Raw genomic sequence first — 12,094 nt, forward strand, 5'->3', positions numbered from 1 at the left:
TATAAATAAATCAGTTTTAAATTATTCGTTAAATATGACTCATTTCTAAGCTATTAATTTTAATATCACCTATATACCATATTCTATTTTCACAAGTTATATCTTGTTTTGCATCAAAAAAATTCAAATATAATCTATGAATATTACTATAAGTTTCTTTACATATGTTTATTTCTCAAGTCCACAGGATTCTTATTTTCTACTTTTCTATAAATAGCATATAATATGGAGTTAAATATAAATCTAATATTTTTAAAAACTATTTTATATATTCAATACTCTTATACTTTATTTCTAAAAATATACACCGTACTCTCATTACTCAAAACCTGATTTTTTATTATTTTAAAATATTTTTTAGTTTATTTGTTTTAGTTTTTTCAATAAAAAGGCATTGAACAGATATGTTATTATTTAAATATGTGTATTATCACAAGCTTATCTATTACAGGATGCTTATTTTGTATACTAAAAAGAGAGGCTCTATTGCATGATCTTTAAAACCATTTTGGAGCACTCTCTTCTTTATCCAATACCACATTCATATTCTTGTTCATTTAAAAAACTATAATAATATTTTCCAGTATTTATAAGTTCCTCATGAGTTCCCTCCTCTACAGATTTTCCGTCCTTGATGACATATATCTTGTCTACATTTTTTATTGTCGATAGTCTATGTGCTATAATTATAGTTGTTTTATTTTTCAAAAACTCATTTATATTTTTTAATATATCTCTTTGTGATATATTGTCCAATGCTGATGTTGCTTCATCAAATATCAATATTTTAGAATTGCTTAGCAACGCTCTTGCAATAGATATTTTCTGTTTCTGTCCCCCAGATAGTTTTACACCTTTCTCTCCAACTATAGTTTCAAAACTATTCTCAAGGTTGCTTATAAAATCATACACATCGATTTTTTTACAGATATACTCTACATCGTTTTTAGATATATTTTTATTCCCTAAAGTTAAATTGTTGAAAATTGTATCATCAAATAATAGTAAGTCTTGAGTTATAACAGATATCTGTTTTCTTATATCCACTAAATTATAATCCTTTAAATCAACATCATCTACTTTTATACTTCCTTTATCAATATCCCAAAGTCTAAATATCAACCTAGCTATTGTAGATTTACCACATCCGCTAGATCCAACTAATGCAGTTGTTTTTCCATTTTTAAACTCTAAAGTTAGATTATCTATAGTCTTAATCTCATTATCATAGGAAAATTCAACATTCTTAAATTCGATATTGCCTACAAAATTTTCTTTACACCTATTTCCATTATTATTTTGTTTTATAATTACTGGTTCATCCAATGCATTAAATATCCTATCTATGGAGACTGATGCCTGTTGAATTCTAGTATTAGACTTAATTATACTTGTGCAAGGCATAATCAGCATACTTGTATATTGTTGAAATGCAATAAGTTCCCCTATACTCATTTCCCCCTTTATTATTTTTATTCCTCCATAACAATAAATTGATATTGTTATTAAACTGCTCAATATCATTGCTATTGAAATATTTGTTGAAATTATTGTATTGAGCCTTATCCATTTATCTACTATTCCTTTTTCTTTTTTTACATATGTTCTAAAAAACTTTAATACTGATTTTGATATCACTATATTCATCATATTAGAAACATATTCTTGAACTAAGTTTGACACATCTCCTGAATCTGTTCTTATTTCTTTTGTCTTAAGTGCTATTTTTTTTGTAAATTTCGATTGACTAAATATTATTACTATCTGAATTACTAAAACTATAAGTAATAAATCAAATCTAATATTAACTAAAAATACTAATGCCGAAAAAGCTGTTATAACATTTACAATCAAAGAAAATATCATTTCTATCCCAAAATTCTCAACTATAAATATGTCATTTTCTAATATGGTTAATATATTTCCAGATTTTATATTTGTGTAATAGTTGCCAGATAGTTTTGATAGATGTTTTAGTAGCTTTAATTTTAGATTTATTGTTATTCTTTTTTTCATCTTTGAATATATATATTGTAGAGCTATTTCAGATAATGCCACGGTTATCTTTATTACAGAAAATACTATAACAAGCTTTATCAGCAATTCTACATTCCCTAGTTGTATAGCATCATCTAATATAATTTTTATCACTTGAGGAATTACTAAATCCAAAGCAGATATTGTCAATACGATAATAAATGCCATCATAATAACAACTCTATTATTTTTAAAAACCATTCTTAGAAATTTCTTTATATTTTTTTTATTTTTCAAAAGTTTACCTCCCAAGCATCTAAACATAACAAAACTTCATAAATAAAATATTATTCACACTTGTCCATTTATATTTAACTCAACAAGTTTTGTTAGAGTATGTACTGACACAAAGTCATATCTTGAGACATTTATGTATTCAATTTTTATATTAAATTTCTCTTCCATTTTTCTTATTACACTGAAACAATTATGATCATTTAAACCAACTCTATTACTAAACAAATTATAATCATATATATCTTCACTCTTATTATCTATTTTTAATACTTCTTTCAAAGTTTCCTTTACACTTTTTAAAATATAATTATTACTGTCATATGGTTCAACTTTATTATCATAATATCTTTTACTTGATAATAAGTCACTCTCAGACCATCTATTTTTTAATGCTAAAGATTCAAGTTCTTCATTCAAACCTTCCAATTCTATTTTGGGATATTTTGACATAACCTTAGCTATTTTTCCTGTTAATCTAGCTGTAGCTTGGCTGTTGCTTTTCCCAAATAATTGATATGAGTTATTTAAACTACAACTTAAATAAGAATTGTTGTCTATTACACATTGTATGTCATAATCCTTATTGTACCAAAATGAATCCTTATTCTCTAAGATAAATCCTTTTACTCCTATTACATTATCAAATATACATGGATAACTTGATTTATATCTATTTGCAAGTGAGCTTACTATTATTTTCCCATTTAAAAATAATTCTTTACATATACTATATAAATCACTTTGAAATTTATTTTCCTTTATTGATAAGCTTAAATTTATCAACCTTATATCTGTTTTCAATATAAATTTTAATGCTTCTTCAAGAACTTGTATATTGCTTCTTCCTTGACTATCCAATATTTTAATTGCAAATATATCTATATCTTTAAATTCTTTTTTTATTAGAGATGCACAAGCACTCCCATGACCATTATCATCACTGTATTCATCTCCAATTAATATATTTTTATCATTTAATATAAATGACCTTCCTCCAATTATATTTTCTTTTAAATAGTCATGTTTAATATCTATTCCAGTATCTAATATTGCTACTTTCACTCTGCTCATTGTAAAATCACCTATTCTTTTATTTTCCCATCAATTATAGAAATAACTCTATCTGAAATTTTGGCAATATTATTATCATGAGTTACAAGAAGTAATGTTTTATTAAGCCTTTTAGTAGACATCTTTAAAAGATCTATAACTATATCGCTATTTTTACTGTCTAGATTTCCTGTAGGTTCATCTGCTAATATAATGCTTGGAGATGTAGATAATGCTCGTCCTATAGCAACTCTTTGCTGTTGACCCCCAGATAACTGACTTGGAAGGGATTTCCTCTTATCTTTAAGCCCAAGCATATCTATTAATTCGTTTATATAATTCTCATCAACTTTTTCTTTTCCCATTAACAGTGGAAGTTTAATATTTTCTTCAACTGTAAGTATTGGGATTAGATTATACTGTTGAAATACAAAACCAATTTTTTTCCTTCTATATTCTGACATAGTTATATCTGAAAATATATTTATATCCTTATTATCAACAATTATTTTTCCAGAAGTAGCTCTCTCAATACCTCCTAATAAATAAAGCAATGTGCTTTTTCCACTTCCACTTGGACCCATTATTGATACAAATTCGCCTTTATCAATTTCAATATTTATATTTCTTAGAACTTCAACTCTTGATTCCTTTCTCCCATATATCTTGCACAAGTCTATTGTTTTTAATATATTCATTTTTCCTCCTGTAACTTTATTCTACTCCATTTATACATTCAACCACACGTTTGCTTTTAATTTGCTTGAATTGCAAATGAGCAGTTACAGCTCCTATAATTATATTTACTGCTGTAATTAATATATAATCCCAATATAGTAGGCTAAATTCTATTCCTAAACTTGATACTCCACTATTGAGATATATTCTTTTCTGCAAAATACATGATAATATAACGGTAACTAAACTTGACAATACTCCATAAGATATACCTTCATATACTATCATTTTATTTAAAATCTTTTGATTTGCTCCTATTGCTATTAATATTCCAAATTCATTGATTCTTGAGATTATGCTATATCCTATATTATTTATCACATTTATAATAGTAATTATAAAAATTATAAATACTATTCCTGTATTATAAATTTTGATTTTTTTATTTAATATCTCAACATCTTGTTTCTGCTTCACTATATTTGTCAATATTATTCTTTTAGCATTTGATTTTGATATGATTTTTGATATTTTATCTTCTATATTTTTATCATCTGCGCCTCTATCTAAGTTGATATTAACAGAATAATAATCATTTATACCTGTGCTAGCTTTAAATGTTTCCTGGTCGACAATAACATCCACGCTATTACTAGTTGTATTATACGCTTCATGCATATAATCATATGATACTATAGCTCCAACTTTAAATTGTTTATATACATATTCTGAATCGTAATCAGTTAATTTATAATACTTATCATCTATAATATTATCTTTCCTAAATTTTATACTAATTTCGTCACCAGGTTTTATATCTACAACACTTTTTCCATTTACTTGTGGAACAGGATTTTTTCCATTTATTTGAGGGATATATACAATAGCCAAATTATTTTCTTTAATTTTATTTATATCTATATTTCCTTCTATAATATAATCTTTCAATCTATTAAGAGCATTATCATTATATCCTCTAAAGTTGTTCTTTAAAATAGTCTCTTTTATTAATTTATCATTCATCAAATACTCTTTTTTAGGAGTATCTTTATTATAATAATTTAAATCATTAAAATAATCTTTATTCAAAATTTTTATATTATTCATTATTAACTTTGAATATGTAACTTGAGATGACTCTATATTTTTTACACCTTCAATTTTTTCTATCTCTTCTAAAATACTTTCATTTATTCCACTACTCTTATTATCATTGTATATATTCATCATAAAATCAGAATTCATATGTAAATTAGAAAAATAAACTGGATATCTCTTCTCTTTTAGATACCCATTATAGTTCAATAGAACAAACATAGTTCCACAAATACACATAGAAAGGATTATCATAAAAAAAGTTTTTTTATTTCTAAATATATTTTTAAGAGAAATTGCCTTAGAAAATTCTACAAACCTATTAAAGAAACTAAAACTAACAAAATTTCTTTCAAATACATTATCATTGCTTCTTTTTATCAAACTTATAATAGTATTGTTCATAATATTCCTACAAGTTAAAAAAGCTATTAATATTATAATAACTCCAATTGATAAGATTGATAAAATTATTATGTCTGCTGGAAAAATCAAACCTATTTTTATGATTTCACCATTTAATATAAATTTTGTATTTATATTTTCACCTAATTTATAAAAAATTTTAGCTCCTAAATATCCTGTTATTATACCTATAGGTATCGAAATAAAATATAAAATTCTTAGTTCTTGTAATATAACTTTAAACATGCCATTTCTATTAGTTCCTATTGCTCTTAATACACCATATTCTCCCATTCTGTTATATATAGATATATTGAATATTCCATATATAACAATTCCACATATTAAACTTACTACTAAAACTATTTTAAACTTATTATAAATTTCTTTATTTTCTGATGTTTCTAAACCTATTAAATCATTATGAGGTCTGATATTTTCCTTAGGGATGGAATTTTCTTTTGCTATTTTATTTATTTCATTGTTTATATCAATATTATTTTTAAATGCTATATATGTATTTATTTTATCCATATTATACAAATCAAGTGGTAACATTAGTTCCATATTAGCAATTGCCTTATGACTCTCTCTATCTTTAATAATACCAACTATCTTGAATTTTTCTTTTTTAAATCCTTTTTTATCATCTTTAACTTTCAACTCAATTTCTTGATTAATGTCAGGTTTAATACTTAAATTTTTCAATACCCAACTTTCAGCAATCATTTCATTTTTTTTATTTGGAAATCTTCCTTTTATTATTTCGGAGTCGCTTTTTATATAATCTTCGTTTACTAAAGTGAGCTCAACTAATTGCTTTTCTTCTTTTGATGTTGAAGCATTGTATACTTTCAAACCCATGTTAGCTATATTAGCTTTATCTTCAATCCTTTTAATCTGTTTTTTATTCAAATCACTAAATATTACATGATAAATTCCTTGAGTATACCTCATATTTTGTATTTCTGCATATCTTGTTGTCTCTAATAAACTTCCGATACCAACAATGAGAGCTATAGAAAGTATCATGCTTAGTACTATTGATATAGATCTTTTTCTATACATTTTTATATATTTTTTACTTAAATTAAAACAATCTTTATTCATTCAGCATCATGTCCTCCTTATGTCTCATATAATTAATATCATTTTGCATTTGATAAAAGTAATCATCTTATATAAAGATGATTACTTTTGTCATTTAAAATTTAATTTTACCAATATTGACTTCCAAAATATGCTGGTTTATCGTCAGCTGTACAGTCATCCCAACAAGGTGCATAATAATTACCATCTGGATCTGCTTGTGTTGAGCAATCTCTACTTTGAGATAAAACTTCTACCTCTTGTTTGTCCTGTATTTTTTCTACCTTTAACATATACATTTCCCCCTTTTATAAATTTATAATTTATCTTAAAATACTATGTGTATTTCAAAATCATAGCTATCAAATTTATCTATATAAAGATATTTTTTATATTAAATTTATATCTCATTTTCTCCATAGCACATTGCATAGGAGGTGGTAAAAGATAATCTCCTGTAATTATTTTATTAATTATCTTACATCTAGCTCCATCACAGTACTGGTATAAATCGCATCCATTACACTCTGGATTTATCTTTTTAGAATAGCTCAATATTTTTTCTAGTTTATTTTCGTCCATCCCATCCTTCAAATTCCCTATACAAAATTCATTAATACCAACTGATAAAATACAAGGATATAAGTTTCCATCAGGATCTATATCAAAGCCTGACCTTCCTCCAACACAACAGCTTTTTTTAAAGTGTAAATCTTTATCAAGTATACTGACCACTACATTTTCTTTGTGTTCTAAATATTCTTTCAATTTTTTAACTTGAGCTTGTAATATATATAATGATTCCTCATCCCAATTTTTATCAAATAAATTTGGAGCTGGCACTATACATTTAAAGCCACCTTCAATCAGAAATTTAACATCTTCATATAAAGTTCTAACACTTTTACTATCAAATGTAGTTCTTATTCTCATATTAGGAATATATTTAAGTATTTCATTTGCATTTCTTAATACTATATGATGAGTTCCATTCCCATTTTTAAACTGTCTGTTCATATCATGTGTTTCCCTAGCTCCATCAATGCTGAAAGTTATATTTTTAATATCTTTTATAATAAACTCTTTTATTTTTCTATTCATAATTGTTCCATTTGTAGTAGTTGCAAATGAAATATTTATACGGTTTTCATCCACTTGTCTTCTAAAACAATTTACTATATATTCAATTATTTCAAATGCTAAAAATGGTTCTCCTCCATGTATTGAAACTATTAATTCATTTGTATTTAATTTTTTAATGTAGTTCAACGTATAATTTATAGCCTTATCAATAACATTTTTAGACATGTATTTTTTAGCTTTATCCTGGCCCTCATAGCAATAATTACACTTCAAATTACAGTCATTAGTTACCCAAAATTTAACTATCACAACAAACCTTCTCTCCCCAAATTTCTTCAAATAATATTGGTCTGATTTTTTTACACCTTTTTTCAAAAACTCTTTCATTCTTAATTATTCTTTTAAATTCAGACATACAAGACCAGCAAAATAAACTAACTTCACAATTAATACAGTTTGATTGACTAATGTTATACAATTTGCTATTATCATATTTATTAGTTGTATCTTCTAAATTTTTGATTTCATTTAAATTACCTAGTCTATATTCTGACTTCATAAAAGATGGACAAGGATATATATCTCCATTGTATGTTATGAAAACTTCTCTTTTAGCTGCAGCGCAACTGAAAAATTTAATAGGTCTTCTGCTTTCTCTCTTTAAAAATTTGTCTGGAATCTTAAATTCTGAATCATTAGTTGTCAAAAATATTTCCTTACTATCTTTACCTCTTCCAATACTCATAAATCTTCTTATAATAGCTTTTGTTTTTAGTTTATCGCTTAATTCTCTGAACTTCTCTTCTATGTATTCATTTTTATCACCTGTTACTATAGATAAACTTATTTGATGAAATCCATTGTTTTGTAGAAGTTTTACACTTTCAATAACCTTGTTAAAAATACCTTTTCCTCTTATAATTGAACATGTTTTTTCATCATATCCATCTAAACTTATATCAATTTGAGATGCACATTCAGCTAATATTTCTACATTTTCATTATTTATAAGAGTCCCATTAGTTGATATTATTATTTTTCCTTTGTAATGATCTTTTAAATATTTTAATAGTTCTATGAAATCATTTCTAATCATAGGCTCCCCACCACTTAACATTATTCTTTCTGGATTCCATAAAATTAATTTGTCTAATATATCTTTCAATTCAGAAGTTGTTAAGTCTTCCTTTGTACTATTTTTCATACTATCTGCATCTATTCCACAATGGATACAATTTAAATTACATTTATGTGTCATCTCAACTGAAGCTATTTTATTAGTGAACTCTGGTTTATTTTTTCCATCATCAAGTATTCCCATAAAAATTAGCTTTTTATATAGATTTTCAATATAATTCTTGTCCTCATCATCATACAGATTTAATTTTAATTCTTCTAATGAGATTTTATTCTCTATAGATGAATCCAATATATTGAAAACTTCTTGTGATATCCTTATCCATTGACCAGTTTTTGTATTCCCTAATACAACTTTATTGTTATATATAATTTTTTTACTATACTGACTAAATTCATATGTCATAATATCACCCTTTCAATAATTTAAAATTTTTTAAACTTATAAATGTTTGTTGGTACTTTTGATTGATATAATGTCTAAGCACAAGTTGAATTTGCTGATAGAAATATAATTTTGCCACTGCTAATTTACCAATATTTCTTATATATCATATTTGATAATTTTTTCATACTTTAAAATTCTCCACATTACTTTAAATGCCTAAGATTAACATTATAAAAATCCACATTATTGCTGATGATATATAAAAAGAATATTTATAAATTCGCTTTATATTTATACCTACAATAATAAAAAATAAAGATACAACCAATACATAAGTGCAAATTTTACAATTCTCATCGTTTATTGAGTTATTATAAAGCAAAATAGATGTTATCTTTTCAGCACATAATTTAATATTTTTTCTTCTCAATTAAATTATTTTTATGCTTAAAAGATAACATCTATTATTAACTATTTCAATATCTATGCCCTAACAGGTCAATTTAAAGCCCCAACAGGTATTTTTCTACATATTTTTTAACAGATTTTTCTACACTGTTTATACCTATTCCATGTGCAAACTCTTTTTTTTATTTCTTTTTGTATACTATCATCATCTATTTTTTTACATGCTTCTATTGCATTGTCACTTATATTAGAAATATTAAACTAACAATAATTCTCATAAATAATTTTATATTTATAGAAGTACTTATAACATTTGACATGTTCACATAATTAAAAATAGCGCACAAAGACATAAGTATTAAAAAGGAAATTAGTACAAACATTTTGTTTTTCTAATGTAAAAAATTTCATCTAATAAAAATTTAAATACCAAACATTCTATTACTATTGTCAAAATATCTATTGTATTGTCAGAATAAGTCATTCTCTAACATAGCGTCTCCTCCAATACATAAGATAACTTATCTTTTAATTTCTTTAATTATGCTTACTTACAGGTATATTATCACTATAAATTGAAATCACACCTTTTTTTAAATACTCAATCTGCTTTAGATTGACTAAAAAGCTTTTATGACATCTAAAAAAATTATGAGTTTCTAATTCTAGCTCCATTTTCCAATACTTTTCCTAATCTTGTAGTCCTTATATCTAGTATGTATTGTTAAATTTTTTCTATCAATTTCTATGTATGTGTTATATCATTAATAAAAATTTTATTTATTTCTCCATTATTTGTAACTACTATAAATTTTTGCAAATTCTCTCTTATCTTTTTAAGACAATTTAAAAGATAAGTCTCTAGTTCATCATCACATATAACTATTTTATACATAAAAAGTTTCTCTCCCCTTATTTCAATCTATAAACTAATCTTAATAATAATTATGCACAAATTATATATACTTTTTTAAATTTAAGTTATTCTATATCATAAATATTTTTCAAAACAAAAATGCTATCTAATAACGTTAAAAATTTAAGTATCCATTTAAATTTTTTGCTTAATGTTAAAAATATAGCATCTTATCTTTTATACATAATTTTAAATTTTTTTATTAATCTTCTTCATAAAACCTTTCATATTTACTAAAACAATCAAGACATACTTTTTTTGTATTTTGAATTCTTATATATTGCTCAGGTGCAAACTCTCCACACACTTCACATTTAAGAGACTTAAATATTCTTGCCTTTTCTGGAAGTCTTAATTTTGTGTCTGTAATTTCAAATATATCTTCAAATTCACTTTCCAATAAGTATTTTTTATACCCTTCTCTATCCATATCAAATGGTTTTGACTTTACATATATTCTTATAGACTTTCCATTTTCCCTATTAAAAAAATGGTATACTGATTTCCCTGTCATTCTAAGCAGCAAATTCCCTTTACCCATTGTACAACTTAATACAACTTGTATACCATCTATTCCACATGCATCATTTTCAGAAATACATACAATTTCCTCATCTCCTGATTGTTTACATCCTAAATATTCTCTTGCTGCAAGTGCCGCTTTAAATCCTATAGCTAAACCTGGACATTCATGACCATGAAATTCAATTGCTTTTTTCCATAATTCCTCCACAAAACTCACGCTCCCTAATATTATTTATTTGCATACATTATTTAAACTTTTATCCTAATATTTTAAAAAGCCAGATGATTTAATATTAAATCTTCTGACTTTCTCAATACTCTTCATAGTTACTTATTATTAATATGTTTAAGTTGTCTACTTTCCTTCTTTCATCAAATATGATAAAGTAAATAAGCTTTCTGTTAGGTTTACATTTTCAACTATAACACCTTTCGGAACTTCTAAATCTAATGGTGCAAAATTCCATACACCTTTTATTCCAGCTTTTACAACTCTATTAATAACTTCTTGTGCTCCATTTTTAGGTATACATAATACAGCAATATCTATATCATTGTTTTTTATAAACTCTTCTAAAGTGTCTGAATCTAACACTTCAAATTCTCTTATCTTTAAACCTATCATTCTAGGATTTGCATCAAATAAAGCTTTTATCTCGAACCCAGCTTTTCTAAATCCTGCATAATTGGCTATAGCTTGTCCTAAGTTACCTGCTCCTACAAGAACTGCATTATATGGTCGGTCTAATCCAAGTATTTTACCTATCTCAGTATGAAGGGCCTCTACATTATAACCATACCCTTGTTGTCCAAATCCACCAAAGTTGTTCAAATCTTGTCTTATTTGAGAAGCAGTAAAACCTATTATATCACTCAATTCTTTAGAAGATATTCTTTGTATATCCCTATCTAATAAGTCTCCAAGATATCTATGATATTTTGGGAGCCTTCTTATAACTGCCATTGATATATTTTTATTTCCCAACATTTTCACCTCCTAAAAGTGTCCTCTTTTTTGTTTGATTCACAATAAAATATTTCTTTTT

At 25.2% G+C, this 12,094-nt stretch carries 11 protein-coding genes; all 11 read right to left on the reverse strand.

Features of this window, described 5'->3' with window-relative positions:
- Positions 1 to 525: 525 nt before the first annotated feature.
- Positions 526 to 2,274 carry an ABC transporter ATP-binding protein gene (locus IC214_RS17915; RefSeq protein WP_227834955.1) on the reverse strand — a complete coding sequence of 583 codons (1,749 nt, stop codon included), beginning with the start codon at positions 2,272 to 2,274 and terminating at the stop codon, positions 526 to 528.
- A 54-nt stretch (positions 2,275 to 2,328) separates the two neighbouring features.
- Positions 2,329 to 3,345: a S8 family serine peptidase gene (locus tag IC214_RS17920; protein WP_227824865.1), complete on the reverse strand. Its 1,017-nt coding sequence runs from the start codon at positions 3,343 to 3,345 to the stop codon at positions 2,329 to 2,331.
- An 11-nt stretch (positions 3,346 to 3,356) separates the two neighbouring features.
- Positions 3,357 to 4,022 (reverse strand): ABC transporter ATP-binding protein, encoded by a 666-nt coding sequence (locus IC214_RS17925; RefSeq protein WP_227434593.1) that lies wholly within the window; start codon positions 4,020 to 4,022, stop codon positions 3,357 to 3,359.
- A gap of 16 nt (positions 4,023 to 4,038) precedes the next feature.
- Positions 4,039 to 6,612: an ABC transporter permease gene (locus tag IC214_RS17930; RefSeq protein WP_227834957.1), complete on the reverse strand. Its 2,574-nt coding sequence runs from the start codon at positions 6,610 to 6,612 to the stop codon at positions 4,039 to 4,041.
- A 107-nt stretch (positions 6,613 to 6,719) separates the two neighbouring features.
- Positions 6,720 to 6,884: a hypothetical protein gene (locus IC214_RS17935; protein ID WP_153885192.1), complete on the reverse strand. Its 165-nt coding sequence runs from the start codon at positions 6,882 to 6,884 to the stop codon at positions 6,720 to 6,722.
- 79 nt (positions 6,885 to 6,963) lie between these two features.
- Positions 6,964 to 7,983 carry a radical SAM/SPASM domain-containing protein gene (locus IC214_RS17940; RefSeq protein ID WP_227824868.1) on the reverse strand — a complete coding sequence of 340 codons (1,020 nt, stop codon included), beginning with the start codon at positions 7,981 to 7,983 and terminating at the stop codon, positions 6,964 to 6,966.
- A complete protein-coding gene (locus IC214_RS17945; RefSeq protein WP_227824869.1) occupies positions 7,973 to 9,217 on the reverse strand; it encodes a radical SAM/SPASM domain-containing protein in 1,245 nt (414 codons plus the stop codon). Before IC214_RS17945 ends, IC214_RS17940 begins: the two co-directional genes overlap by 11 nt.
- Before the next feature lie 927 nt (positions 9,218 to 10,144).
- Positions 10,145 to 10,282, reverse strand: coding sequence for a LytTR family transcriptional regulator DNA-binding domain-containing protein (locus tag IC214_RS21255; protein WP_227824870.1), 138 nt, complete (start codon positions 10,280 to 10,282; stop codon positions 10,145 to 10,147).
- Positions 10,283 to 10,352: 70 nt separating this feature from the next.
- Positions 10,353 to 10,502, reverse strand: coding sequence for a hypothetical protein (locus IC214_RS17955; RefSeq protein ID WP_227434588.1), 150 nt, complete (start codon positions 10,500 to 10,502; stop codon positions 10,353 to 10,355).
- Positions 10,503 to 10,725: 223 nt separating this feature from the next.
- A complete protein-coding gene (locus tag IC214_RS17960; protein ID WP_413926674.1) occupies positions 10,726 to 11,256 on the reverse strand; it encodes an FmdE family protein in 531 nt (176 codons plus the stop codon).
- 147 nt (positions 11,257 to 11,403) lie between these two features.
- On the reverse strand, positions 11,404 to 12,036 hold the full coding sequence (locus IC214_RS17965; protein ID WP_227434586.1) for a redox-sensing transcriptional repressor Rex: 633 nt from the start codon (positions 12,034 to 12,036) through the stop codon (positions 11,404 to 11,406).
- Positions 12,037 to 12,094: the final 58 nt, after the last annotated feature.

Origin of the sequence: Clostridioides sp. ES-S-0190-01 (assembly GCF_020658275.1) — a bacterium.
In the GTDB taxonomy this organism is placed as follows: Bacteria; Bacillota; Clostridia; order Peptostreptococcales; family Peptostreptococcaceae; genus Clostridioides.

Coding starts and splice junctions, on each gene's coding strand:
- IC214_RS21255 (WP_227824870.1), bottom strand. CDS start 10,282: ATGGAGCTAGAATTAGAAACTCATAATTTTTTTAGATGTCATAAAAGC.
- IC214_RS17955 (WP_227434588.1), bottom strand. CDS start 10,502: ATGTATAAAATAGTTATATGTGATGATGAACTAGAGACTTATCTTTTA.
- IC214_RS17925 (WP_227434593.1), bottom strand. CDS start 4,022: ATGAATATATTAAAAACAATAGACTTGTGCAAGATATATGGGAGAAAG.
- IC214_RS17965 (WP_227434586.1), bottom strand. CDS start 12,036: ATGTTGGGAAATAAAAATATATCAATGGCAGTTATAAGAAGGCTCCCA.
- IC214_RS17930 (WP_227834957.1), bottom strand. CDS start 6,612: ATGAATAAAGATTGTTTTAATTTAAGTAAAAAATATATAAAAATGTAT.
- IC214_RS17920 (WP_227824865.1), bottom strand. CDS start 3,345: ATGAGCAGAGTGAAAGTAGCAATATTAGATACTGGAATAGATATTAAA.
- IC214_RS17935 (WP_153885192.1), bottom strand. CDS start 6,884: ATGTTAAAGGTAGAAAAAATACAGGACAAACAAGAGGTAGAAGTTTTA.
- IC214_RS17945 (WP_227824869.1), bottom strand. CDS start 9,217: ATGACATATGAATTTAGTCAGTATAGTAAAAAAATTATATATAACAAT.